This is a genomic window from Ferrimonas marina, assembly GCF_900129905.1.
Lineage (GTDB): Bacteria > Pseudomonadota > Gammaproteobacteria > Enterobacterales > Shewanellaceae > Ferrimonas > Ferrimonas marina.
The window spans coordinates 303,727-328,837 of the sequence record NZ_FQXG01000004.1 but is presented as its reverse complement, the minus strand read 5'-3'; the positions used below and the strand labels follow the sequence as shown (position 1 = coordinate 328,837).

The 25,111-nt window shown below is 62.5% G+C and carries 24 protein-coding genes; 10 read left to right on the top strand and 14 right to left on the bottom strand.

Features of this window, described 5'->3' with window-relative positions; all coding sequences use genetic code 11:
* Positions 1-23: 23 nt before the first annotated feature.
* Complete coding sequence (locus tag BUC04_RS11565) at positions 24-1,196, top strand: BamA/TamA family outer membrane protein (protein WP_067657087.1); 1,173 nt, start codon at positions 24-26, stop codon at positions 1,194-1,196.
* A gap of 403 nt (positions 1,197-1,599) precedes the next feature.
* On the opposite strand, the gene BUC04_RS11560 is transcribed toward BUC04_RS11565, so the two are convergent.
* A complete protein-coding gene (locus tag BUC04_RS11560) occupies positions 1,600-2,544 on the bottom strand; it encodes a LysR family transcriptional regulator (protein ID WP_067657084.1) in 945 nt (314 codons plus the stop codon).
* A gap of 141 nt (positions 2,545-2,685) precedes the next feature.
* On the opposite strand from BUC04_RS11560, the gene BUC04_RS11555 reads away from it, so the two are divergent.
* Complete coding sequence (locus BUC04_RS11555; protein ID WP_067657081.1) at positions 2,686-3,876, top strand: multidrug effflux MFS transporter; 1,191 nt, start codon at positions 2,686-2,688, stop codon at positions 3,874-3,876.
* A gap of 15 nt (positions 3,877-3,891) precedes the next feature.
* On the opposite strand, the gene BUC04_RS11550 is transcribed toward BUC04_RS11555, so the two are convergent.
* Positions 3,892-4,260: a hypothetical protein gene (locus BUC04_RS11550; protein WP_067657078.1), complete on the bottom strand. Its 369-nt coding sequence runs from the start codon at positions 4,258-4,260 to the stop codon at positions 3,892-3,894.
* A 225-nt stretch (positions 4,261-4,485) separates the two neighbouring features.
* On the opposite strand from BUC04_RS11550, the gene BUC04_RS11545 reads away from it, so the two are divergent.
* The gene (locus BUC04_RS11545; RefSeq protein ID WP_143165691.1) at positions 4,486-5,205 is read left to right on the top strand and encodes a thiol:disulfide interchange protein DsbA/DsbL; all 720 of its coding nucleotides are present in this window, start codon (positions 4,486-4,488) and stop codon (positions 5,203-5,205) included.
* 66 nt (positions 5,206-5,271) lie between these two features.
* On the opposite strand, the gene BUC04_RS11540 is transcribed toward BUC04_RS11545, so the two are convergent.
* The 3 genes from BUC04_RS11540 to BUC04_RS11530 form a co-directional block, all read right to left on the bottom strand.
* On the bottom strand, positions 5,272-5,943 hold the full coding sequence (locus BUC04_RS11540; protein ID WP_067657072.1) for a ChrR family anti-sigma-E factor: 672 nt from the start codon (positions 5,941-5,943) through the stop codon (positions 5,272-5,274).
* Complete coding sequence (locus BUC04_RS11535; RefSeq protein ID WP_159437691.1) at positions 5,930-6,541, bottom strand: sigma-70 family RNA polymerase sigma factor; 612 nt, start codon at positions 6,539-6,541, stop codon at positions 5,930-5,932. The genes BUC04_RS11540 and BUC04_RS11535 overlap by 14 nt, the downstream gene beginning before the upstream one ends.
* Positions 6,542-6,602: 61 nt before the next feature.
* The gene (locus BUC04_RS11530; RefSeq protein WP_067657066.1) at positions 6,603-7,187 is read right to left on the bottom strand and encodes an LON peptidase substrate-binding domain-containing protein; all 585 of its coding nucleotides are present in this window, start codon (positions 7,185-7,187) and stop codon (positions 6,603-6,605) included.
* Between the two features lie 118 nt (positions 7,188-7,305).
* Between BUC04_RS11530 and BUC04_RS11525 the strand changes: the two genes are divergently transcribed.
* The 6 genes from BUC04_RS11525 to BUC04_RS11500 are packed head-to-tail and all read left to right on the top strand — an operon-like array spanning position 7,306 to position 12,202.
* Positions 7,306-8,031, top strand: a complete 726-nt coding sequence (locus tag BUC04_RS11525) for an SDR family NAD(P)-dependent oxidoreductase (RefSeq protein WP_067657064.1) — start codon at positions 7,306-7,308, stop codon at positions 8,029-8,031.
* On the top strand, positions 8,013-9,269 hold the full coding sequence (locus BUC04_RS11520) for an NAD(P)/FAD-dependent oxidoreductase (RefSeq protein WP_373277932.1): 1,257 nt from the start codon (positions 8,013-8,015) through the stop codon (positions 9,267-9,269). Before BUC04_RS11525 ends, BUC04_RS11520 begins: the two co-directional genes overlap by 19 nt.
* Entirely contained in the window at positions 9,266-9,970 is a 705-nt protein-coding gene (locus tag BUC04_RS11515; RefSeq protein WP_067657058.1) for a DUF1365 domain-containing protein, read from the top strand. Before BUC04_RS11520 ends, BUC04_RS11515 begins: the two co-directional genes overlap by 4 nt.
* Positions 9,967-11,169: an SAM-dependent methyltransferase gene (locus BUC04_RS11510; protein WP_067657055.1), complete on the top strand. Its 1,203-nt coding sequence runs from the start codon at positions 9,967-9,969 to the stop codon at positions 11,167-11,169. The genes BUC04_RS11515 and BUC04_RS11510 overlap by 4 nt, the downstream gene beginning before the upstream one ends.
* Before the next feature lie 9 nt (positions 11,170-11,178).
* Positions 11,179-11,664, top strand: coding sequence for a chalcone isomerase family protein (locus BUC04_RS11505; RefSeq protein WP_067657052.1), 486 nt, complete (start codon positions 11,179-11,181; stop codon positions 11,662-11,664).
* Position 11,665: 1 nt separating this feature from the next.
* The gene (locus tag BUC04_RS11500; RefSeq protein ID WP_067657049.1) at positions 11,666-12,202 is read left to right on the top strand and encodes a DUF3833 domain-containing protein; all 537 of its coding nucleotides are present in this window, start codon (positions 11,666-11,668) and stop codon (positions 12,200-12,202) included.
* A 58-nt stretch (positions 12,203-12,260) separates the two neighbouring features.
* On the opposite strand, the gene fkpA is transcribed toward BUC04_RS11500, so the two are convergent.
* Entirely contained in the window at positions 12,261-13,034 is a 774-nt protein-coding gene (gene fkpA / locus BUC04_RS11495; protein ID WP_067657046.1) for an FKBP-type peptidyl-prolyl cis-trans isomerase, read from the bottom strand.
* A gap of 220 nt (positions 13,035-13,254) precedes the next feature.
* On the opposite strand from fkpA, the gene BUC04_RS11490 reads away from it, so the two are divergent.
* The gene (locus BUC04_RS11490) at positions 13,255-13,800 is read left to right on the top strand and encodes a YaeQ family protein (RefSeq protein ID WP_067657043.1); all 546 of its coding nucleotides are present in this window, start codon (positions 13,255-13,257) and stop codon (positions 13,798-13,800) included.
* Between the two features lie 31 nt (positions 13,801-13,831).
* Here the strand turns inward: BUC04_RS11490 and BUC04_RS11485 are convergent, their stop codons facing one another.
* The 8 genes from BUC04_RS11485 to amrB form a co-directional block, all read right to left on the bottom strand.
* A complete protein-coding gene (locus BUC04_RS11485; RefSeq protein WP_067657040.1) occupies positions 13,832-14,269 on the bottom strand; it encodes an HIT domain-containing protein in 438 nt (145 codons plus the stop codon).
* Between the two features lie 29 nt (positions 14,270-14,298).
* Positions 14,299-15,351 (bottom strand): HD-GYP domain-containing protein, encoded by a 1,053-nt coding sequence (locus tag BUC04_RS11480; RefSeq protein ID WP_067657037.1) that lies wholly within the window; start codon positions 15,349-15,351, stop codon positions 14,299-14,301.
* On the bottom strand, positions 15,344-20,224 hold the full coding sequence (locus tag BUC04_RS11475; protein WP_067657034.1) for a PAS domain S-box protein: 4,881 nt from the start codon (positions 20,222-20,224) through the stop codon (positions 15,344-15,346). Before BUC04_RS11475 ends, BUC04_RS11480 begins: the two co-directional genes overlap by 8 nt.
* Positions 20,225-20,385: 161 nt before the next feature.
* On the bottom strand, positions 20,386-20,910 hold the full coding sequence (locus BUC04_RS11470; protein ID WP_067657031.1) for a phosphatase PAP2 family protein: 525 nt from the start codon (positions 20,908-20,910) through the stop codon (positions 20,386-20,388).
* Between the two features lie 101 nt (positions 20,911-21,011).
* Positions 21,012-21,509 (bottom strand): DUF6515 family protein, encoded by a 498-nt coding sequence (locus BUC04_RS11465; RefSeq protein WP_067657028.1) that lies wholly within the window; start codon positions 21,507-21,509, stop codon positions 21,012-21,014.
* A 158-nt stretch (positions 21,510-21,667) separates the two neighbouring features.
* Positions 21,668-23,554 carry a DEAD/DEAH box helicase gene (locus BUC04_RS11460; RefSeq protein WP_067657025.1) on the bottom strand — a complete coding sequence of 629 codons (1,887 nt, stop codon included), beginning with the start codon at positions 23,552-23,554 and terminating at the stop codon, positions 21,668-21,670.
* A 204-nt stretch (positions 23,555-23,758) separates the two neighbouring features.
* Positions 23,759-24,313, bottom strand: coding sequence for an AmmeMemoRadiSam system protein A (gene amrA / locus BUC04_RS11455; protein ID WP_067657022.1), 555 nt, complete (start codon positions 24,311-24,313; stop codon positions 23,759-23,761).
* The gene (amrB, locus tag BUC04_RS11450; protein WP_067657019.1) at positions 24,291-25,052 is read right to left on the bottom strand and encodes an AmmeMemoRadiSam system protein B; all 762 of its coding nucleotides are present in this window, start codon (positions 25,050-25,052) and stop codon (positions 24,291-24,293) included. Before amrB ends, amrA begins: the two co-directional genes overlap by 23 nt.
* Between the last annotated feature and the right edge of the window lie 59 nt (positions 25,053-25,111).

The window sequence follows — 25,111 nt, the reverse complement described above, 5'->3', positions numbered from 1 at the left end:
GCACCTAGCTGATGAGACTGGATATGCTTCGCTCCCTGCTGTTGCTGGCCTGGTTGCCCGGCCTGGCCCTGGCCGAGGCCCGGAGTGAGCCCCAGCCTGAGTCCCAGGCGGAGTCCTCAGGCTGGTTCGATCGGGTGTCCAACCGGATGAACCAGCTGCTGGAGGACCTGGGGGCGGATGGCGACTTCGATCCGGACAAGGGGATCGACTGGAGCGTGCTGCCTGGTCCCTTCTATACCCCGGAGATGGAGTTTGGCATCGGCGTGTCGGCGGTGGGGCTCTATATGCCTGATCAGCAGGACAGCGTCTCCCAGGTCTCCTCCTTCACCATCAATGGCTTCGCCTCGGTCAACGGCGCCCTAGGCGCGGAGATCATCAGCCAGACCTTCCTCAATGAGGATAGCCTGCGGCTGTTTGCCAATCTGGAGATGGTGGACGCCCCCGAGGTGTTCTACGGCGCAGGGCTGAGCAACGGCCGTGATGACGGTAACAAGATCGATTTCGACCGCCGTGGCCTGCGCTTTAAGCCGCAGGTACTCAAACAGGTCTGGCCCGCCACCTTTGTCGGTGTCGGTCTGGATTTTGGTCGCAACGAGGCCCGTTCCCTAAGCAGTGAGCCGGTGCCGCTGTCCCGTGGGGCGGAGTTCCCGGACACCAGTACCACCGGCGCGGTGACCCTGCACCTGGTGCACGACTCCAGAGACTTTATCCTCAATGCCAGCGAGGGCCGGTTGCTTCAGGCGGACGTCGCCTTTTACGAAGGTGCCCTGGGCAGCGACACCGAGTTTCAGAAGATCAACCTGGAGTACAGCGACTACCAGCGGATGGGGCCGGGGATCCTGGCCTGGCAGTGGTTGGCGGAGCTGAACCATGGTGAGGTGCCCTGGGACCAGCTGGCGATGCTCGGTGGTGGCAAGCGCCTGCGCGGCTACGAGGCCGGCCGCTATCGGGACCGGCAGATGACCCTGGCCCAAGTGGAGTATCGCCATCACTTGCGTGGCCGCCACGGCATGGTCTACTGGGGTGGTGCTGGCACCCTGTCCGATTCGGTCTCCGAGCTGGGCCAGGGCAAATGGCTGCACACCGTGGGCACCGGCTACCGCTTCGAGGTGAAGCGCAACGTCAACCTGCGGCTGGACATGGCCTTTGGTAACGGCGAGAGCGGCTTCTACTTCGCCGTCAACGAGGTGTTCTGATCTCCCCAGGCCTCTGTCTCTAACAAAAATACCGCCCAAGGGCGGTATTTTTTATGCTCTTTCCTACCTAGGGGTGAACTGACCTTGCTCGCCTAAACAATCAGAACTGTGTGAACCACCAGCTCTTCGCCGACTTGGAGTCGCCCGAACGAAGTGGCCAAAGACCAGGCTGAAGGCCAGGATGGCCTGAGTGGCTTGCGGAGACTGGGATGTCGACTCAAGCCAGAGCCGCAGACGTTGGTTACGAAAGAGAGGGTTAGCGACGATTGGAGGCAAACGGGGGTTCCAAGGGGGCGGAACGCCCCTTTGATTGCTGCCGGCAACCCGGCAAAGGCATTAACAACTATTAATGATTTAAATCAGAAGGTTATTAGAGGAAAAAGATAATTCGGGCAGAGCCCTTTTATGGCCGTAGTGGCTGGCACTGCTGGCGCAAAAAGGTGCGCAGCCATTGGTGCGCCGGGTCGGCATCCAGCGGCTTGGGCCAGAGCATGCGGTAGCTGATGCGGCCCAGGGCAAAGGGCAGAGGCAGGGTGGCCAGGGCAAAGCGCTGACACAGCTGGGCACCGAAGGTGGCGTCACAGACGAACATCATGTCGGAGTGCTGCGCCATGGCGGCGGCGCTATGGAAATCCGGTACCTTGGCCCCCGGGGTGCGACGATGACCCATGCTGTCCAGTACCGTGTCCATCAACCAGAACTCCGAGCCTTCCACCCAGATATGGATCTGGGGCAGGGCCAGCAGGGCGTCCAGATCCCAGGGCTGGCTGAGGGCCGGGTGGTGCTGGCGCATCAGGCAGACGTGGCTGCTTTGGTACAGCTCCTGGTTCGATAGCTCCGCAGGCAGGTGATCGACATGCCAGGGGGCGCGCACCCGGGCGTCGGTGTCCCGCGGTAGGATCAGCAGGTCCAGCTGACCGCGCTGCAGCTGTTCAAACTGGTCCCGCGGCTGCGGCACCATGTCCAGCTTCAGGCCTGGAGCGGCCTGGGCCAGGTGGGGCAGCATCGGCACCACGGTGTGGAAGGCGGTCTCCGCCAGGGCCAGGCGAAACTGGGCCTGGTCCTCTGTGGGCTCAAAGGAGTCTGGCTGCAGCAGGGCATCGGATTGCTGCAGCCACTGGCGCAGTTGGGGCTCCAGCGCCAGAGCCCGCGGGGTGGGCGCCAGCCCCTGGCCCTGACGCACGAACAGCGGATCCCCCAGCCGAGGCGCCAGTTGCTGACGCAATCGGGCCAGCTGTTTGCTGACCGCCGACTGGCTCAGGTGCAGACGCTGCGCCGCACCGGTGACGCTGCGCTCCTCCAGCAGCACCAGCATCAGCTTAAGCAGGTTCAGATCGAGTTTGTCCATGACTGCGCCCTCTCAACGCCCTCCAGCACCCTCAATGAAAAGGCATTCCAATGTGGAATATCTTTGTTTCATATAATTCATTTTTAATCATATCCGCTGGTCACTAGAATTGCGCCCAGTTTTTCCCAGACGAGCCGCTTCATGACCGCACAAAAAGCCCCCTTTACCCTGTTTATGCTGATGGTGGTATTCAGCCCCCTGGCCATCGACATCTTCCTGCCGGCGATCCCAGCGATGGCGGAGGCACTGCGTGCCGATATGGCCTCGGTGCAGGCGCTGGTGGGCCTGTTTGTGGTGAGCATGGGAGTGGGCCAGCTGCTGGCCGGGCCGCTGGCGGATCGCTACGGCCGCCGTCCCGTGGCCCTGGCTGGCATGGCTATCTATGTCCTGGCCGCCTTGCTGGGGGCCTGGGCCAACAGCATCGAATGGCTGTGGGCCTCCCGTCTGCTGCAGGGGCTGGGCACCTGTGGCATCTCGGTGGCGGCTTTTTCCGGGGTGCGGGACAGCTACCCTAAGGATCGCCTTACCGCGCTGTACAGCTACCTCAACGGGGTGATCTGCATTGTGCCGGCGCTGGCACCGCTGCTCGGTGGCCTGCTGACCGAGTGGTGGGGTTGGCGAGCCAACTTCTACTTTATGGCGGGTTACGGCGCTCTGGCCATGGCGGTGATCGCCTGGCGTTTGCCGGAGACCCGACCGGCCCACACCGACACCCAAGGCCCGCTGTTGAGCTTTGCCCGCTTCCAGCCGGTGCTCAGCCACCCGGTGTTCCTGTTCTACGGCGTGATGAACCTGCTGGCGATGGCGGTGATCCTGGCGTACGTCTCTTACGCGCCCGCGGTATTGATGGTAGAGATGGAGCAAACGCCGATGGCGTTCGCCCAGTGGTTTGGCCTGAATGCAGCCATCAACATCGCCGGTGCCTTTATGGCCCCAAGCATCATCGCTCGGGTGGGCAAGCGCCGCGGGCTGCAGATCGGGGTGGGTCTGTGTGTGCTGGCCTGTCTGGGTCTGGTAGGGCTACAGCACTGGTTGCATCCGCTGGCCTTTATGGGCCCGGTGTTCCTGGCCTCGGTGGGCTTCTGCTTCCTGCTGGCGATCAGCGGCGGGGCTGCGTTGGTACCCTTTGGTGAGCGTGCCGGTACCGCGTCTGCTTTGCTGGTGTGCCTGCAGATGAGCGGCGCGGCCCTGGCGCTGGGACTGGTCAGCCTGTTGCCGCTGAGCGCACCGCTGCGATTGGCGCTGCTGACCCTGTTGCCGCTGGCCTGGTGGCTGTTGGCCCGTCGGCGTGGCCAGGCCTACCAGCAGGTTCAGGCGGCAATGCAGTCTTGATACAGAGGCAGGGTGCTATCCGGCGCAGCGGCCCTGCATGGTGATGCCGTGGCGGGTGGGTCGGCGCTTGATGATGCGGTAGCCATCCAGGCACAGTTCATTGGCGTCCAGCTCCCGCTCCAGCAGCAGAAACAGCTGGTGCTCGTCGACGTAGGCGCCGGAGCCGGGCACCGGCCCGCTGTCGCTGGTGGGACGTTGTTGCAGGCGTCGCAACCGGGGATCCGGCGCGGCTTCCTCGCCAAAGTAGGTAAAGACGAACTCGGTCTCGCCATCTTGGCCGGTATCAAAAGAGAACGCATGGTTGTCTTCCGGTAGCGGTTTGGGGCCGGCACTGCTGCATCCGGTGAGCAGGATCAGGCCAAGCAGGGGCAAGGTGCGCAACAAAGGGGGTCTCCTTAATCTGGGTCTTCGCCACACTATATCCTAAAACCCGGAAGCAGCCAGAATGGTTGGAAAAAGTTCCCCACAGCTCGGGTCAGATAGCCGGTTTTTTGCTGCTATCACACTTTCTCGTTGGCGAGAGCAATTCCGGTTGACCTTGGCGTGGCTCCAAGGGTTACTCTTAGCGACAAGGACAACGAGTCCGAACCCATTCCTATCGAGGTAGATGTGAAAAAGCCACTAGCTATTGTTTCCCTTTTGGCCGCCGCCATGATGGCGGGTTGCTCCGAGCAGCCTCAGGCGCCGGCAGAATCCCAGGCTCCGACCCAACCGGCCAGCGCCACCGCCAGCGCCGCATCGGCTTTTGTTGAGGGGCAGCACTACAGCGTGGTGGACCCGCAAGGCCAAAGCGAAGGCCCGCTGGTGACCGAGTACTTCTCCCTCTACTGTGGCGCCTGCTACAACATGGAATCCCGCTTCCTGCCGATGATCGTACCGATGCTGGAATCCCAGTCCATCGGCTTCGAGCAGAAGCACGTGAACTTTGCCGGCAACCAGACCGGTGAAGACGTACTGCGTGGCTACGCTATCCTGCAGCAGACCACCAGCGGTGAGCAGCAAAAGCAGCTGAAAGAGACCCTGTTTGAGATCCTCGGTGGCAAGCACCACGATCACAGTGCCCATAACCACGACGACCCCCAGGTTGAGAACCTGGCAGACCTGCGTGCCATCTTCGTTGACGCCGGTGTCGACGGTACCGCCTTTGATGCCGCAGCCAGCAGCGATGTGGTTAACCAGGCCGTAGTGGATTGGCAGAAGGAGCAGGTGCAGTACCAGGTACAGAGCGTGCCCTCCTTTGTGGTCAACAACCGCTACCTGATCAACATGCGCGAGGTCGAAACCCTGGAGCAGTTGGTTAACCTGATGGGCTACCTCTCCGCCAAGTAAGGGCCCAAGCAGCAAAAAGCCGCGACGTCAGTCGCGGCTTTTTTGTGGGCTCAGGACACTGAGGTATCAGCGAAAGAACAGCTGAGACAGCGGATTGAGCATACGACTGAGGCCGGAGGTGAACTGCAACGGCCCCTCCAGCGCGGTTATCACCAGGCAATCCTCGTGTTCATCGGTGCGGGGTTGATGGCTGTGGCTCTCATCCAGGCAGATGAAATCGCCCACGCCATAATCGCCCGCATCGTCGCTAAAACCACCGTGCAGTACCAGGGTAAATTCCCGGCCCTTGTGGGTGTGAGGTGGCACCTGCGAAGCCTTACCAATGTGGATGAAATGCAGATGGCTGCCATCAATGTTCAGTCGCGCCTGGTGCAGCTGCCCGGGCATGCGATTCCAACCACCCAGCTTGGCGACCTGGCGTGCGATTACCTGGGGCAGCACGAAGCGCTTGTCCTCCAACTGGATCTCGTTGTGGGGCAACGGCTCCGGCTCCGGCAACGAGTCGACCACCGGCAGCTGTGCCAGCGACTGGCTCAGCATCTGCTCAAGCAGATCGGGCTCCTCACAGGGCTCCTCCATGGTCTGAGACAGCGACTGCTCAAGTTGGCGCATCTGGTTGCGGCAGTGTTCGCAGTATTCCAGATGGGCTGCGAGCAACATCGCGGGTCCACCGGCCATCTCCCCGGCGGCGTAGGCCTTGAGGCTGCTGATGTCTGGATGATGATTAACGTTGCTCATCGATTAACTCCCGGATCTTGGCCAGTGCGAGACGCAGGCGTGACTTAACCGTGCCCAGGGGGATCCCTAGGGCGTCTGCCACTTCTTGCTGCGACCGATCTTCAAAATAGATAAGGTGAACGACCTGGTGCTGGTTGGCGGGCAGCTTGTCACAAAAGTGCTGCAGCTGCTGGCGTAACACCGGCGTGTCCAGGTGAGCGTTATCGCTGTCGGCATCAAAGTCCGCCTCGTAGTCCAGATAAACCTCGTCGGCGCACAGCTGCTCAGGGCGAGACTGCTGGCGGCGGAGCATATCGAAACGGACGTTACGGGCGATGGTAAACAGCCAGGTGGAGACCTGCCCCTTGTCGCGATGATACAGGTGAGCTTTGAGCCACACCTTGGTCATGGTTTCCTGCACCATCTCTTGTGCCATCGCATCGTTGTTGAACAACTTGCGTGCGTGGCTCAACAGCCGGGGTGCGTAGTACCGAAAAAGATGGGTGTAAGCGACCTTGTCACGGTCCTCACTGATCTTTTGCAACCACATCTGGTGGTCGTCGGTGCGTTTGGAACTGTCTGGCGCCATCCTGGCCAAGCTCTCAGTTGCGATTGCCATAACCTCAGTATCCTGCGCATTGCGTTCAAAGGCTAGCTTACGTTGCCTTGTCATAACCGGATCACTCCTTGGTCAGCATCTCGTTAATCAACTTCAGGGTGGGCTCGGGCCCCTCCTGTTGCCACAACCTCTGCTTATCGCGGCCGGTCAGCGGCACCAGTTCCAGCCAGCGCTGGGCGACCCAGCTGGCGTCGTCGTAATGGGGCTCGGGGTAGAGCCCGGCCAGCTCGGTGTAGTCCTTAAATATCTGCGCCAGCTGCTGCGCCAACATGCGTTGCTCTTCCGCTAACAGCTGGTGCGGCCAATTGGGCAGACCTTCGGCCCGGCCCACCCGCAAGCCATCTTCTTCCGTGCGCACGCTGTGGATGCGCAACCGTTCCAGCCCCTCGACCGTGACCCCCAGCATGCCGTCGTCCAACGGATTGAAGTCCACAATCTGGACCCGGGTCGCCAGCGGGAAGATGTGGGTGTTGTGCTCCACATCTCCCTGGTCGTCCAGCATACAGATGGCAAATCCCTCGCTGCTGGCAAAGCTTTCCTTGACCATCCGCACGTAACGAGGCTCAAAGATCCGCAGCGGCATCTTGCCGCCTGGGAACACTTGGCTGGGCAGAGGAAACAGCGGCAACGCCTGAAAAAGTGCCATCATCTACTCCTGACAAAAGAACGTGATGACTGTTACGAGGTCCTTTTTATTTTGGTTCACTGATCCTTTGTCATTCCGTTCACGTTTTCTCGTGTAAGCTTTTAATTTGGATAACAATATGCCGACGGTTTTGATTACCGGTGCCAGCTCTGGCATCGGTCGGCAACTGGCCGTGGTGCATGCGGCGCAGGGCTGGCAGGTGATGGCCTGCGGACGCAACTCCGAAGCGCTCAAGCAGCTTGCCGCCGACAGCAGCGGCGCCATCGAGCCACTGGTGTTCGACGTGACGGACGCCAGCGCCTGCCAACAGGCGCTGAGCGAGTGCGCCTTGCCGGAGCGGGTCATTCTCAACGCCGGCACCTGCGAATACATGTCGGTAGAGGACTGGCAGACAAAGCCGTTTGACCTGGTGGTGGGGGCCAACCTTGTTGGTATCTCCAACTGCCTGGGACCGCTGTTGCCGCGCATGAGTGCAGGCAGCACCCTGGCACTGGTGGACAGCCTGGCGCGGTTGCTGCCCTTTACCCGGGCTCAAGCCTATGGTGCCAGCAAGGCCGCGGTGTACTACCTGGCCCAGACTCTGGCGGTGGACCTGGCCGACCGTGGCATCAAGGTGGTCTCCATCTCGCCCGGTTTCGTCCGCACCCCACTGACGGATCGCAACGAGTTTGCCATGCCGGCCTTGATGGAGGTGGAGGACGCCTGCGACCGGATCATGGATGGACTGGGGGCGGGCCGTAGCCATATTGTTTTTCCGCGCCGTCTGGCGTGGAGTTTGAAGGCGCTGAGCCTGTTGCCGCAAGGAATGCAGATAAGGATATGTCGATGGATGGGCAAGCAATGAAGATCGCCGTGGTCGGCGGCGGCGTTTCGGGGTTGGTGTGCGGCTATCTGCTGGGTCAGAACCACCAGGCCACCCTGTTCGAGGCCGAGTCCTGGCTTGGCGGGCACACCCACACGGTGACGGTAGATGATCAGGCGGTGGACACCGGCTTCATCGTCTACAACGACCGCACCTACCCTAACTTTCAGCGCCTGCTGGCGCAACTGGGCATCGAGGGCCGCCCGACCGAGATGAGCTTCTCGGTGACCGATCCCCACCGGGATCTTGAATACAACGGCCACACCCTGGATTCGCTGTTTGTGCAGCGACGGAACCTGGTTCGCCCCCAGTTTCTCAATATGGTTCGCCAGATCCTCAGGTTCAATAAACTGGCCTCCAGCCTGGCCCGGGAGGACCGGATCCCGGATTGGACCCTGGGGGAATTTCTGTCGCGCAATGGCTTCTCCGGCTGGGTCGAGAGCCACTACCTGCTGCCGATGGGGGCCGCCATCTGGTCAGCCAGCATCGATGAGATGCGGGCCTTCCCGCTGCGGTTCTTCCTGCGCTTCTTCCACCACCATGGCTTGCTGGAGATCACCAACCGGCCGCAGTGGTACACCGTCAAGGGGGGCTCCTGGCGCTATGTTGAGGCACTGAAGGCCTCGCAGCGCTTTACCCTGGAGCAGCACAACCCGGTTAAACAGGTATGGCGGCAGGAGCAGGATGTGCTGCTGACCGACAGCCAAGGAAAGGAACACCGCTTTGACCAGGTGATCTTCGCCTGCCACAGCGATCAGGCCCTGGCCCTGCTGGCGGATGCCAGCGAGGAGGAGCGCAGCGTGCTCGGTGCGATCCGCTACAGCAACAACAAGGTGGTACTGCACACCGACGTCGGTCAACTGCCCAAGCGCCGTGGCGCCTGGGCCAGCTGGAACTACCTGATGGACAGCGGCCGGGATGGCCAACAGCCGGTGGCGGTGAGCTACAACATGAACATCCTGCAGGGCCTGGCCAGTGACAAGACCTACTGCGTCACCCTCAATCCGTTCAGGGAGATCGCCCAGGATCAGATCCTCGGCGAGTACGACTACGCCCATCCGCAGTTTGACCTGGCGGCGGAGCAGGCCAAGCAGGAGCGCAGCCGGATCTGCGGGCAGGGTCGCACCCATTTCTGTGGTGCCTACTGGTACAACGGCTTTCATGAGGATGGGGTGCGCAGCGCCCTGGATGTCTGTGAACGCTTCGGGGTAGGGCTGTGAACTCGGCACTGTGCGTTGGCACCGTAGCGCATCAGCGCTGGGTCGAACCGGCGCACCGGTTCGAGTACCCCCTGCACATGTACTGGCTTGACCTGGATGAACAGGCTCAGTGGCAGCCGTTGTGGCGGCCCTGGTGTCGTTGGCGACGCGAAGATTACCTGGGTGAGGGACCGCTCAAGCCGGCAGTACTGGCGAGGATGAGTGAGCTCGCCGGCACCGCTCTGGATGGCCAGGTGTTTCAACTGGCCCAGGTACGCACCTTCGGACTCTACTTCAGCCCGGTGAACTTCTACCTGTTGCGCCAGGGTAACCAGTTCACCTACCTGCTGGCCGAAGTGAGCAATACCCCCTGGAATGAGCGACACACCTACCTGGTACCGCTGGATGGCCCGGCGGAGCACGACAAGGTATTCCATGTTTCCCCCTTTATGCCGCTGGCGATGCGCTACCGCTGGCAGGTGCGTATAGCGCCGGACCGGATCGCCATCCAGATCCGCTGTTTGCAAGAGAGCCGTGCGTTCGAGGCCAACCTGAGTTTGACCCCCGAGCCGCTGAACCGCGCTGCGCTTAATCGCGTAACAAGGCGCAGCCCAGTGATGACCTTCAAGATTGTCTGGGGGATCTACTGGCATGCATTGAAATTGTTGTGGAAGCGTGCGCGCTTTTATCCACACCCGGGACGAAAAGGAGAGACACCATGATCAAGGTCGCCACAGCGTCAACCGCTTGGAACCTGGCCTTGTGCCGTCGCCTGGCCTGCCGTTGGTTGGCGGGCTTGCAACACGGCCAGGTGCGGATCATCGAAGGCGACAGCCAGTGGCAATTGGGCCAGGGGGAGGGTGTCGTCAGTCTGACCATCCATGATCCGCTGGCCTGGCGCAAATTGTTGCTGGGGGGCAGCATCGGCATGGCGGAAGCCTACATGGATGGCCTGTGGGACTGCGATGACCTGGTGGCGTTGATCCGACTGTTCAGCCGCAACCTGGCGATGCTGGATTCGCTGGAGAAACGCTATGGCTGGGCATTGGGGCCGATACGCACCCTGGCACACCGCCTGCGTCACAACTCGCGCAGCAATGCTCGTAAGAATATTGCCGCGCACTACGATCTCTCCAACGACTTCTACCGCCTGTTCCTCGATGACAGCATGCTCTATTCCAGCGCGCTGTGGCAGGAGGCCCAGAGCCTGGAACAGGCCCAGCAGGACAAGATGGAGCGGTTGTGTCAGCAGCTCGACCTGAGCGCGGACGATCATCTGCTGGAGATCGGCACCGGCTGGGGCGCCCTGGCGATCCACGCCGCTCAGCGTTACGGCTGTCGGGTCACCACCACTACCCTGTCCCAGGCCCAGTACGACGAGGCGCGAAAGCGCATTGACCAGGCCGGGCTACAGGACCAGATCACCCTGCTGCTCAAGGATTATCGCGACCTGACCGGCCAGTACGACAAGATCGTCTCGGTGGAGATGATTGAAGCGGTGGGTGAGCGCTACCTTAAGGGCTACTTCCAGGTGTTGGAGCAGCGCCTCAAGCCCGGCGGCAAGCTGGCGATCCAATCCATCACCATCGCCGATCAGCGCTACGACAGCTATCGCAACAGCGCCGACTTCATCCAGACCTACATCTTCCCCGGCGGCTTCCTGCCTTGTGTCCGCGTGCTGGGTGAGCTGCTCGCCTCGGAAACCTCGATGGTGATGCGTGACCTCACCGACATCGGCCTGGACTACGGTAAGACCCTGGATCATTGGCACCAGCGTTTCAACAGCCAGCTGGGTCGGGTACGGGCATTGGGCTTTGATGATCGATTTATCCGCCTGTGGCGTTACTACTTCTGTTACTGCCAGGCGGGCTTCGAGACCCGCCGGATCAGCACGGTGCAGTTGACCGCTGAAAAGGTATGAGAGGTTGCCATGGTGTCATCCACGCTCGTTGCGTTAAGCCTGGTCCTGAGCCAGGCCAGCCCCCTGGCTGCATTGCAGCCGGTGGGGGAAACCCGCCTTAAGGTGTTGTGGTTCGAGGTCTACAACGCCCGTCTTTATAGCCACAACGGCGATTACAACGGTATCCAGGCGCCGCTGGCGTTAGAGCTGGAATACCTGCGCGATATCGATGCCGATGACCTGGTGGAAAAGACCCGAGAGGAGTGGCAGCGGCTGGGCCTGTACCGGGCCGACCAAAGTGAGCCCTGGCTCAACCGCTTGTCGACGCTTTGGCCGGACGTGGAGAAGGGGGATCGACTGACCCTCAAGCTGGAGCCAGACCACAGCGCCTTCTATTTCAATGACCAGCCTTTGGGTAGGGTTGATGGTGGCGGTTTTGGCTTGAGCTTCGTCGCCATCTGGCTTCACCCCGAAGCCCGCTATCCCAAGCTGCGCAGCCAGCTGATAGGAGATTAACATGCGCTGGTGGCTGATTGCCTTTGTGCTGTTGTTGACCGCGTGCTCCTCCAACACCATGGAAAGCTACCGCGGCCAGACCCCGGAGCTGGTGCTGGAGCAGTTCTTCAATGGCCCGCTGGTGGCTACCGGTATGGTGCAGGACCGCAGTGGCACCGTCACCCGACGCTTCACCGTGACCATGACCGGCACCTGGCAGGACGATACCGGGGTGTTGGACGAGACCTTCTACTGGGACGATGGCGAGGAGTCGAAGCGGATCTGGACCCTCACCGCCCTGGGTGACGGTCGTTACCAGGGCCGTGCGGACGACGTGGTCGGGGTGGCTGAAGGCAGTGCGGTGGGGCCGGCGCTGAACTGGCGCTACCAACTTGAGCTGCCTGAAGAGCAGGGCGGCTGGGTGATCACCTTCGACGACACCATGGTGCTGGTGACCGAAGACGAGCTGCTGAACGTGGCGGTGATGACCAAGTGGGGCTTTGAGGTAGGCAGGGTGACCCTGACCATCCGCAAGGTGGATGCCGCCTCACTGCTCTGACCGATGGACCAAAAAAAACGGGCGCCCACTGGGCGCCCGTTGTTGTTTGTGCCTGGCATTACTGCTCGGCAGCCTCGTCCAGGGCCGGCTCGCCATTGATGGCAAACAGCTCAACCTCGAACTTCAGCGGGGTGTTGGGGGCGATCATCGCACCGGCACCGCGCTCGCCGTAGGCCAGCTCGGAGGGGATGTACAGTTCGTACTTGGAGCCGACGGACATCAGCTGCAGGCCTTCGGTCCAGCCAGCAATCACGCCGTTGAGCGGGAAGCTGATGGTCTCACCACGGGAGTAGGAGGAGTCGAACTCTTCGCCGGTAGGCAGGGTGCCGCGGTAGTGCACGGTCACGGTGTCTTCCGCGGAGGGCTTGGCCCCTTCACCTTCGGTGATCGCCTTGTACATCAGGCCGGAGTCGGTCTTCACCACGCCGTCCATTGCCGCCACTTCCTGCAGCCAGGCGCTGGCGGCCTGCTGGGCTTCCGCCATCTCGGCATCACGCTTCTGTTCGGCGATGTCGTTCACGCGCTGGTCAAAGGCCATCAGGGTTTCCTGCAGCACCTGGTCGTCCATCTGGGAGCTTTCATTGATGCCGTCGGTCAGGCCTGCCAGGATCACCTGCTTGTCCAGCTCGATCCCCAGGGTTTCCTGCTGCTCCAGGCTACCGCTGATGTACTGCGCCATGGATACACCGATGGCGTAGGCGGCCTTATCGTTTTCGCTTTCCAGTTGCACCGCAGGGGCGGTCACGGTGGCGTCGGTTTTGGCCGCGTCGTCCTGACAACCTGCCAGTGCAATGGCTGCACCGACCAGGCCAACTTTGAAGATGGTTTTCATGATGTTCTCCCATAGATGTGTTCGATAACTATTGGGGCAAGCGTTGCAAAGTGCAACCCCCCGAATCGAATCAGTGGTGGTAAGACTCTGAAATAGGGTAAAAGATTCCCCTAAGCGCGTCGTTGGGCGATATTTTCACCACAGCTTTGGCCGATATGCTTGTGGTTACTCACCACAGTGGGTACCCTGCCGCCAACTTAGCCCCCCAAGAGATATCACCATGGCGCTGAAAGCCACCGTATTCAAGGCCCGTATCCAATTGTCGGATATGGACCACCATCGCTACATGGAGCAGGGCATGACCCTGGCTCGCCACCCCTCCGAAACCGATCTGCGGATGATGCTGCGACTGCTGGCCTGGAGCCTCTACGCCGATGAGCGGCTGGAGTTTACCAAGGGGTTGAGTGAGGACGATGAGCCTGAGCTGTGGCAGCGTAACTATGCCGATGAGATTGAGCTCTGGATTGAGCTGGGCATGCCCGATGAGGCGCGGCTGAAGAAGGCTTGTGGCCGGGCTCAGCAGGTGGTGGTACTGGCTTACGGCGACCGTGCCGTACCGGTGTGGTGGGAGAAGCAGAAGGGCAAGTTCTCTCGCTTCAGCAACCTGACTGTGCTGTTTGTGCCGGAGGAGGGAGCTACCGCCCTGACTGGCCTGGTGGATCGCAGCATGGACCTGTCGGTCTCCATCAGTGACGGTGAGGTTACCGTCAGCAGCGACCTGGGCTACGCCCTGGTCGAGCCGCAGACCCTGAAAGAGGCCAGCTGAGCCGGCCCCTCATTGATCTTGTTGATGGGCGTTACTGGCCGTCCTGGGCGGGGTTGAACTGGTCCAGGCTGGCCAGGTGGTGGCGCCAGCTGGTTGCCGCCGCGGTGAGGGCCTCTGCCTCATAGGGTCGGGCCGGGTGTTTACCCCAGATGGGCGCGGGCCAGGCATCGTCGTCCTGAAAGCGGGCGACATGGTGCAGATGCAGCTGGGGCACCATGTTGCCCAGGGCCGCGACGTTCATCTTGTCCGCTGAGGTGATCTGCTCCATCAGCTCGGCCACCTGGCAGGACTCGGCCAGCAGCTGGACTCGTGCTTCAGGCGGCAGTTGATGGATCTCCCGTACCCCGGCCATCTCCGGGATCAGGATAAGCCAGGGGTAGCGGCTGTCCCGGCTTAAACGAACCTGGCACAGGGGCAGACGACCCAGCAGCACGGAGTCGGCTGCCAGCTGGGGATGAAGTTCAAACATACGGAAAGTCCTGAAATTTTTCCCACACCTTAGCCCAGCCTCTGGCCCTGGGCAACGGCCTGGTTGTCCTGGTAGCGCTGGCGGATAGCCACCAGCTCCGGCTCCAGAGGCAGGAACAGATCCACCAGCTCAGGATCGAACTGTCGGCCCCGCTCCGACGCAATCTGGGCCAGGGTATCGTCGACGCTCCAGGCGTGCTTGTAGGGGCGCTCCGAAGTGAGGGCATCAAACACATCGGCGATGGCGACGATGCGCCCTTCGATGGGGATCTCCTCCCCCTTGAGCCGGTTGGGATAGCCGTTGCCATCCCAGCGCTCGTGGTGGCTGAGGGCGATGCGTGACGCCATCTGCATCAGCTCGGAATCCAGCTGTCCGAGGATATCGGCGCCCAGTGCCGGGTGCTGACGCATCACCGTCCATTCCCCGCTGTCCAGCCGCGCTTGTTTTTTCAGGATCTGATCCGGGATACCGATCTTACCGATGTCGTGCATCGGTGCGGCGTTGAGCAGCAAACTGCAAAAGTGCTCCGGCAGTTCCGCCGCCTTGGCCAGTCGATGGGCAAAGTGGCTCATGCGGATGACGTGGTAGCCGGTTTCGTTGTCCTTGTATTCCGCCGCCCGCCCCAGGCATTGGATGATATGAAGGCGGGTCTGCTCCAGCTCTGAGGTGCGCTTTTGCACCAGCGACTCGAGGTGTTGAGCCTGGCTGAACAGGTTCAGGTGGGTGGCCACCCGGGCCCGTACCACCGCGGCATTGACCGGTTTGCTGATGTAGTCCACCGCCCCTACCGCCAATCCCTTGGCCTCGTCCTCCACCTCGCCCAGGGCGGTGACGAAGATCACCGGGATCTCGGCGAAGCGGGGGTCCTGCTTCAGCCGCCGGCACACCTCGAGGCCATCCATCTGCGGCATCATGATGTCCAGCAGGATCAGATCCGGCGGTGACTGCTCGACGATCTTCAGGGCGGTGATCCCATCCAGTGCCACCCTCAGACGGTAATCATCCCGCAGGATCCCCACCAGTACATCGATGTTGGTGGCGGTGTCGTCCACCAGCAGCAGGGTCGGTCGGCTGTCACTCATCGGCGCCCTCCGCAGCGGAGGAGGAACCGCCTTCCGGTTCATCCCCCAGGTGCCGGGCCAGCCAGGCCCGGGCTTGGTCAAATTGATAGCCTTTTATCAGTTTAGCCAGCTCCCGCAGATCCCCCGCCTGGGGATGGTGGGTCAGTGCCAGCGCCTCCACCTGCTCCGCGGCTTCCGGATCGTAGCGCTCCAACAATGGCTGCAGCTTTCGCAATGCGCTCTTGAGGGCGTCATCGGCCAGCGGCTCGGCCGACTCCGGGTTGGGCTGCCACTGCTCGATGGCATCGAGTACCTGGGCCATCTTATCGCTGGCCTTGAGCAGCAATTTGGGCGCCTTGCGGTGCTCCTCGAAGGCCTGTTCCAGCCGGGCAAAATCCGCCACCAGCTCAGGGCTGGCCAGGCTGCCGCACAATCCCTTGAGGGTATGGGCCAGACGCTGGGCCTGGGACCACTGTTGCCGTTGGCTGTGCAGCTGCAGGTTGTTCATGCTCTCTTTCTGGCTCTCGGCGAAGCGGATCAGCAGGCGTCGGTAGAGCTTTTCGCTGCCCTGGACCAGCTGCAGCCCCTTGTCGACGTCCAGCAGAGGGTGGTGTGGCCAGCGCGCCACCGGGGGCTCTACCGGGGCCTCGACTGGGATCAGGGGGCTGTCGTCCCCCAGGTAGTGCCACAGGGTCTGGTGCATATGGTTGATGTCGATGGGCTTGGCCAGGTGATCGTCCATCCCCGCCGCCAGGCACTTCTCCCGGTCGCCCTGCATGGCGTTGGCGGTCATGGCGATGATCGGCAGCGACAGCTTGAGGTCGTGACGGATCCGGCGGGTGGCCTCGTAGCCATCCATCACCGGCATCTGGCAGTCCATCAGTACCAGGTCGTACTGGGACTGCTGCAGCTTCTCCAGCGCCAGCTTGCCGTGCTCAGCCACGTGCACCGTCAGGCCCAGTTGCTCGAGAAACTCGCAGGCCACCTCCTGGTTGATGGGGTTGTCCTCCACCAGCAGGATCCGCTTGCCCCGTAACTGGTCGAGCTGGGCTTGGCTCAGGGTCAGGCTGGTCTGGCGGCGGATGGGGCGGACCTGGCCCTGGTGACCCAGCATGGTCAGCACCTTGTCCAGCAGGCGGCTGGGGTTGGTGGGCTTGGTCAGGAAACCCGCCAGGCCCATCTTGTCGGTGCGCTGATGCAGGGTTTCGTCGCTGTAGGCGGTGAGCATCAGGATCCGCTCCGGGGCCATGCCCCAATCGATCAGCCGCTGGGCCAGCTCCAGGCCATCCATCTGCGGCATGCGGTAGTCGCACAGCACCAGCTCCGGTGGCTCCATCACCTCAAGCTGGCTCAGCGCCTGCTGACCACTGCGAGCCCGGTAGACCAGGAAGCCGAAGCTGCTCAAGGTACGCTCCAGCACTTCCAGTGAGGTATCGTTGTCGTCCACCAGCAGCAGCGGCAGGTTGTCCAGCTCCAGCAGCGGCACCACCTCCGCCTCGCGGATCCGGCCTAGGGGCACGGTAAACTGGAAGGCGCTGCCCACCCCCGGGGCGGAGTCCACCTGGATCTCGCCGCCCATCAGCTTGACCAGGTGTTGGCTGATGGCCAGCCCCAGCCCGGTGCCGCCGTACTTGCGGGTGGTGGAGGTGTCGGCCTGACTGAAGGAGTGGAACAGCCGGTCCTGCTGCTCCTGGGTCATGCCGATGCCGGTATCCCGCACCGAGAAGCACAGGGTGGTTTGCTCCTTCGCTTGGGCGATCTGGTTGACCGACAGCACCACCTCGCCCTGCTCGGTAAATTTCAGCGCATTGGCCACCAGGTTGGTCAGCACCTGCCCCAGCCTCAATGGATCACCCCGCAGCTTCTTCGGCACCTTGGGATCGATGGCGAACAGCAGCTCCAGCGCCTTGTCGTTGGCCTTGGCGGCGAACAGATCGGACAGCTGCTCCAGCACGCTGTCCAGGGTGAAGTCGGTGTGTTCCAGCTCCAGCTTGCCCGCCTCGATCTTGGAATAATCCAGCACGTCATTAAGCAGGCCCAACAGGGTCTGGCTGGCGGAGTGGATCTTGCTCAGGTAGTCCGCCTGGCGGGGCTGCAACTCGGTCTGCATGCACAGCTGGGTCATGCCGATGATGGCGTTCATCGGGGTGCGGATCTCGTGGCTCATGTTAGCGAGGAAATCGCTCTTGGCCTGGCTGGCGGTATCGGCGGCACTCTTGGCCTGCTTCAGCGCCTCGTTGACCTGACGTCGCTCGGTAATGTCGGACATGGTCAGCACCAGGGCGGTTTCCGGTGAAGAAGTCCCCAGCCGCACCAGGCGGATGTCGGCCCAGCGCAGCTCGCCATCCGCCTTGCGATAGCGCAGCTCCTTGGCCAGGTGGCGCCGTTCGCCGCTGAGCAGCGGCTCTATCTCGGTGGCAAAGTGGTCGCGCTCCTCTCCCGGCAGCAGCAGGCTGATGTGCTGGCCCACCAGCTGTTGTTCGTCCCGGGCGGCAAACTGGGTAAAGCGCTCGTTCATGGCGTTGATCACCCCCTTGTCGGACAGGGTGACGATGCCAATGCCGGCGTTGTCGAACAGGGCGCGGAAGTGCGCCTCGGAGGCCTCCAGCTGCTTGGCCATCGCCTTCTGCTCGGTGATGTCCACCATAAAGCCGGTCCAACGTGGCAGGCCGCTGGCGGCCTCGTCGGAGCGGGCACCGATGACGAACCAACGATAATCGCCGCCGATCGGGGCGATGCGCATCTCGGAGCGCCAATCCTGGTGGGGGTTGAGGCTCTCCTTCAGAGCATTACGCAGGATGCTGCGGTCGTCCGGGTGAACCTGGTTGAACAGGCTGCGGATATCCTCGAGCACCTGTTGCTGGGTCAGGCCCAGGGCTGCCGTGATGCCCGCACTGATGAAGGTACAGCGGGGTCCGCTCGGCGGCCCCTCGATCACCACCTGAAACACCACGCCAGGGACGGATTCGGTGATCGCCTCCAGCTGACGCTTGGCCTGTTTGAGCGCCAGCTCGCTGCGCTTGCGGGCGGTGATGTCGCGGATGATGGCGGAAATCTTGCGTTTGCGCCCCGGCACCTCGGGCAGCTGGGACAGGCTGATCTCCACCGCCAGCTCCAACCCATCCTTGCGCAGCAGTGACAGGTCCTTGTTCAGGCCCATGGGGCGGGGGTGGGAGTCCTGGGTAAAACGCTGGCGCAGGGTGGGGTGATGGCCGCGAAAGCCCTTGGGCAGCAGGATCTCCACCGCCTGGCCCAACAGCTCTTGTTTGTCGTAGCCGGTGAGCTTTTCCGCCTGCTCATTGAGGTAGACGATCCGCCCCTCCGGTTCCACCAGCAGGATGGCATCCGGCGCCGCTTCAATGATCGACTGGTACCAGCGCCCGGCTTCCACCTCGTCACTGATGTCGGTCAGCATTGCTTCGGCCCCGATCACCTGGTCCTGCTCATCCCGGATCGGTTGCAGGTAGACATTGAACTGGCGAACCCGGCCATCCTGGTGGCGCAGCTCCAGCGGGTGCGGCGGCACCGGTTCACCCGCCAGCACCTGGCGCTGGTAGCGCCAGTTGGCCTCGTTAGCCGGGTTATCGGTGAGCAGGCGGGCAAACTTGTGGCAAAAGATCTCCGGCTCATAGCCCAGGGCACTTTGCACGCTGTCGCTGACCCGGATCAGGCAGCCTTCTGCGTCCATGGAGAAGTAGAAGGCGCCGTCGCCCATCCCCTCCAGCAGACCCGCCAGGCGGGTGCCGTGGGCATCCTGCAGCCGCTTCTCCCGCTCCGCCAGGGTATCCGCCATCGCCAGCAGCGCATGATCCAGCGCCTGCAGCTCCTCGGTGCCGGGGTTGGCCAGGGGGGTCATGTCGCAGCCGCCACGTTGCAGCTGACCGACCCGCTCCCGCAGCTGCTGCAGCGGTGACAGCAAGCGGTTGCCCAGCAGCCAGGTGATCAGGGCAAACAGCAAGGAGAAGGTGACCAGCTGCATCAGCACCCGGCGATACTCGGCGTAGATGGGGGCATCCACCACGGCGGCGGGGCGGAACAGCACCACCAGCCAGTCGGTCACCGGCATGCGGCGATAGGCCAGCACCAGGTAACTGCCATTGGCGAGCTTAAGGCGGCGGAAGCCGGACTTGAGGGTGTCGGTTTCGGAGCGAAGCTGGCGGTTCTCTTCGGTGTCGGCCAGCAGATCGCCGATCTCGGCGGTGAGGATCATCTCTGTCCGCTCGTGGGCAATCAGCCGGCCCTGCTTGTCCGCCACCATCAGCTCGCTGCTGCTCATCTGCAGTCGGTCGGCCAGGTTCTCCAGCTCCAGATCGGCGGTGACCACGCCGTTGAATACGCCATCGATGTAGATGGGGGCACTGTAGGTGGTCATCAGCACATTACCGGCGTTCTCATCGAAGTAGGCCGGGGTCCAGACCGCCTTATTGGTGGTTCGGGGCAGCTCCCACCAGTCCCAGCTGCCGTCTGTGTAGTCGTAGGCGTTGGCGGCGATGTCCATGCTGTGCCGGCCGTTTTGGTCCTGCCAGGAGTAGGGGGCAAAACGACGGCCATAGAGGCTGGGCTCGAGAGCGATGGCGCTGCCGTAGATGTCGGGATCGTTGTTCAGGTGCTGGCGGGTGAGGCGGTAGAGCCGCTCATCGCCGGGCAGGGATTGGGTCTTGAGGTGGGTGACGGTGAGGTTGATGGTCTGGCTGACGTTGTCGAGCAGCGAGTCGAGCCGCTCAACCGCCAGGATCAGCTCCTCCTCCAGCTCGTCGTTGACGTCGGCATACCAGCGTTTTTGCTCGAGGTAGAGGTTGATACCCATCCCCAGCGCCAGCAGGAACACCATCGGCAGCACCAGCTGCCACACCACCTGGCGACGTAACGGGGGTGGGGTGGCCGATTTGTTCAATGGTCAGGGCTCCCCAATGCGTTGCCTGACTCAGTGTAGTTGGCTTTACGCGGTCAGCGCGGGGGCGCGAAAGAGAAAGGGTTGGATTGCAAGGTGTTAGCTAGGGCCTGTTTATCTTTCGTGATGAAATGCAAAAACACATTCCGAAAGATAAATCGGGCCTAGAAACGAACCACGCCGGTGAGGTGCAGACCCTGGTCGCTGACGCTGGGCACCAGTTGCCAGTGGGGGTTGGGTTCCACCAGGTAGTGGTTGAAGACGATGGCCAGTGCGGCACCCGCCAGCACGTCGCCCCAGCGGTGGTGGTCGGTATTGACCCGGCTGACCGCGGTCCAGGAGGCCAGGGCGTAGGCCGGTGCACCGTACTGCCAGCCGTAGCGGCGTTGCAGGTAGGCGGCGGCGGAGAAGGCGTTGGTGGCGTGGCCACTGGGGAAGCTGTCGTTGTCACTGCTATCGGGGCGTTCGGCGTCCACGCTGGCCTTGAGGGCCAGGGTGGTGGCGGAGCTGGCAGCGAAACTGATACCAAACTGCCACAGGCCCTCGTAGTCCTCATGGTAGAGGCTGGTGCCGGCCGCCGCGGCGGGCAGGGCGATGCGCAGGGCATCGGCCCAGGCTTCGCTGTTAGCCTGGGCCGCTGGAGTGGCAGCGATAAGTCCGCTGGCAAGGATGAATCGAACGGGCTGCATAGGGCCTCCTGGATAAAGTCGCAGGAGGATAGCAAGCAGCAGCGTGGAATGTCATTAATCTGCCATCAATTTGTCATGCATGGGGCCGGGCGATAGCCGGCTCAGAGCTGGGGGGCCACCACCACAAACTGGTTGCTGCCTGCAATCGGTGCATACCAGGTGCTGCCATCCACGTAGAAGCTGGCGCCGTCCACGGTGACCACCGTGGTGCCCTCCGGCAGCAGGTCAACCAGGCTGCCCGGGTTGAGGCCGCTGACTGCAGGGCCACTTGAGGCGGTCGCCGTCTCGGTTGTGACCGGCTCGATGGTGGCGACGGGCGGCTGCTCAACGTAGACGTAGCTGTCTCCCTGGCGTCGGTAGTAGAGGTTATCCAGCACGGCATAGGTGGCACCGGCAATCACCACGGTACTGGCGGCACGGGGCAGGGTATGGCGGTAGTAGATCTTGACCTTGGGCACCCGTTTAACCGGCTTGTATTTGGGTTTGACCACCACCACCTTGTGCGGGTGGCGATGATTCTTACCGTGGGCGTCGGCCAGGGGGGCGGTGCCCACGCCCATCAGGGCAGTCAGAACAATGAGCAAGCTGGAACGGGTCATGGGATCACCCTCATCAATGGCTAAGTTCAGTCGCCAGTGTATGGGGAGAGGGCCGAGCAGGTTTGCCCTGAGTGTGGCGGAAGGTATCAAACTGTCGCAGTGTGGGGTGAAAACAAAAACGCCGCCCCGAGGGGCGGCGTTTTGGCGTTAATCAGCGATTACTGATTACCGAAGTTGTCGCGGTCGCGGCGCGGACGACGCTCGGCGCGGAAGCCACCGTCGCGGCTGTCACGGCGCTCGGAGCGGAAGCCGCCGTCGCGGCTGTCACGGCGCTCACCACGATGGCCGCCTTCGCGACGCTCGCCACGGAAGCCACCTTCACGGCGCTCACCACGGTGACCACCACGGCTGTCGTTGCGACCACGGAAGCCACCGTCACGGCGACCGCCATCACGGCGCGGCTCGATCACCTCGGAGGTGATCTCCGCGGACAGGGCGCGGTTGCGAACGTGTATGGCACGCAGCTTGGCCAGTACGTCCTTGGGCATCGCCTTAGGCAGCTGCACCAGGGAGTGGGCATCGTGCAGACGGATCTGACCGATGTTGCCGGAATCCAGTTGCAGCTCGTTAGCGATGGCGCCAACGATGTCCTTCACCTGGGTACCGTGCTCGCGGCCCACTTCCAGACGGTAGGTCTCGAAGTCGGTGGCCGGACGGCGCTCGCGACGCTCGCGGCGTTCGCCACGCTCACCACGATCGGCACGGTCACGCTCGAAGCGCGGCTTCGGATCCGGCTGCGGCTTCAGCGGCTTGGTACGCTGACGCTGGAACAGCAGCGCGGCGGCCAGCTGCTCAACGGTCAGCTCGTTCTCATCGGCCATCTTGGCCACCAGCTCCTGCATCTCGGACAGGTCGGTGGCAGCAATGCACTCGGCCAGCTCAACGCTGAGCTTGGCGATGCGGTGCTTGCCCAGCTCCTCGGCGGTGGGCAGGTCCATCATCTCGATGGTGCTGCTGGTCAGCTTCTCGTAGTAGCGCAGCTGACGCAGTTCGCGCGGACGAGCGAACAGGATCGCGGTGCCGCTACGACCGGCACGGCCGGTACGACCGATACGGTGCACGTAGGACTCGGAGTCCATCGGCAGGTCGTAGTTCAGTACGTGGGTGATACGCGGTACGTCCAGACCACGGGCAACCACGTCGGTGGCGATCAGGATGTTGATCTTGCCTTTGTGCAGCTGGGCTACGGTGTGCTCACGCTGTTGCTGGCTCATGTCACCGTTCAGGGCCGCGGCCTTGAAGCCGAGGTTGTTGAGGTGGTTGGCCAGCTCCATGGTGTCGTTACGGGTGCGTACGAACACGATCATGGCGTCGTAGTCCAGGGTCTCGGTCAGACGCTCCAGGGCGGTCAGCTTGTTCAGGCCGGAAACCTTCCAGGCCTTCTGCACGATGTTGGCTTTCTTGCTGGTGTCCGCAGCGATCTTGACGTGCTTGGGATCCTTCAGGAAGCGCTCGGCAATGCGACGGATCTGGTTGGGCATTGTAGCGGAGAACAGCGCCATCTGCGCTTGGTCCGGCAGGTGCTCCAGGATCCACTCGATGTCTTCCAAAAAGCCCATGTTGAGCATCTCGTCGGCCTCATCCAGCACACAGCACTGGATGCTGTCCAGGGCCAGGGTGCCCTTGCGGATGTGGTCCATCAGACGACCCGGGGTCGCTACGATCACCTGGGCGCCGCGCTCGATCTCACGGATCTGCGGGCCGTAGGGCTGACCACCGTAGATGGTGGCAACGCGCAGGCCTTTCATGTTGACGGCAAACTCTTCCAGTGCGGTGGATACCTGGATGGCCAGTTCGCGGGTCGGGGCAAGAACCAGCATTTGCGCAGTGCGCTGACGCGGATCCATGCCGGCCAGAGCAGGCAGGCCGAAGGCGGCAGTTTTGCCGGTACCGGTTTGGGCTTCACCCAGGATATCGTGGCCATCCAGCATGTAGGGGATGGATTGAGCCTGGATAGGGGTCGGGGCGGTAAAACCCATTTCGGAAACGGCAGTCAGCAGCGCTTCGGGCAGGCCGAGGCTGGAAAAATCACAGCTATTTGACATTAGATGCTCTATCTATGGGCAGGGGAGGATCCTGCGAGTATTTAATGAGGTGAAAGCCCAGCGACGGTCCCAGTGTCCGTGCGCGGTCGTCTGGCGCTTCTCACCCCGGAGATCACTCCGCCGTAATGGAGGTGTCGGCGGTAGAGGGCGCGAATAATACCGTAGTTATGGGCAATTGCAAGGCCTTTGTCCGAATTTTGAGCACTAATGAGGCTCGCTCACCACCAGGCAGTCAAATTGCCAGGCTTTCATCCCCGCTGGCCACCCTGCGGTCGACCAGCCCCCTTTGCCCAGCAGCGCATCGACAAAGGCCTCCTGCTCGGTCAGCTTGTGCCAGACCTGGGGCAGAAACAGCGTTCGTCGCTGGCCTTGCTGCAGGATCAGGCCGCGTTGAGGCTCGAGAGCCTGCAGCAGCGCCTCTCGACTGTGTGCCGGACAGGGTTGCTTGGCCAACAGCACGCTGATCTCCAGCCAACCTCGGGCCAGCTCCGCTTCGGTCAGTGGCGGGAAACGGGGGTCCTCAAAGGCGCAGGCCTGGGCCAGCGCCGGCAGGCTCACCTGCCAGGGCTGGGGGTTGTCCAGCCGGCCCATGCAGCCGCGCAGTTCACTGCCCAGGTGCAGACTGACAAAGGCATCCAGGCAGTGGCTGGCCCAGTCAAGTTTCAGCAGCGGCCCGGTCGGTTGCCAATGGGCCGCGATGGCTTGACGTGCGGTGGTCAGCCAACGGGATTGCTCTTCAGTGGAGGGTGAGGGCTGCATAGCCTACCACCCGGTCAGGATCCCCGCCTGCGTCGGCGGAGGTGGCGTAATCCAGCAACTGGGGCTGCAATCCCTGCTGTTTGGCCCACAGCAGTGCCCCAGCCAGCGGGTAGGCGCCGCAGGCTTGCTGGCCGCCCAGGTGTGGGTCGAGCGCCTGGATCCGGCTTAGCGTCTCCTGGTCCCGCTGTTGGGCCTGGGGCAAGGGCAGGAAGTGGCTCAGATCTGTGCTGATGATCAGCAGGTCCTGCTCTGACAATCCCTCGGTCAGCAGTTGGGCCACCTCGCTGGCCGGGCAGTAGCCGACGATCAGCGGCACGATGGGGGAGTTCGGCAGGCAAAGCTGAACAAAGGGCAGCTGGACCTCCAGGGCATGCTCCCGGGCGTGAGGGGTGTTGTCGCGGTAAAGACTGGGGTGACCGGCGAAGGCCGGGCAATCCGCCAGGGCAAGCTCCCCCAGCGGGGTGGCAAAGGCATGCCACCTGGGCAGACAGATACCCTCCACCGGGTGGGTGTGGGCCGGGCCCAGTATCCAGCAGTGGCGGTAGTGGTGGCCTGCCAGCAGGCGATAAGCCTTGGCAGCAACGGCGCCGGAGTAACGATAACCGGCGTGGGGCACGATCAGGGCCCGGGGCCGGATAGAGGCGGCGGGTGCACCGAGCCAGTCACGCAGCTGAGTGGTCAGCACCATGGGCTCCGTAGGGTAGAACTGGCCGGCGACGGCACTGGGTCGGGTGGACATGAGGGCTCCAACGCAGGACACCCTATGATTATAGGGTGTGGTCTGCAGTGGGAGTGTGT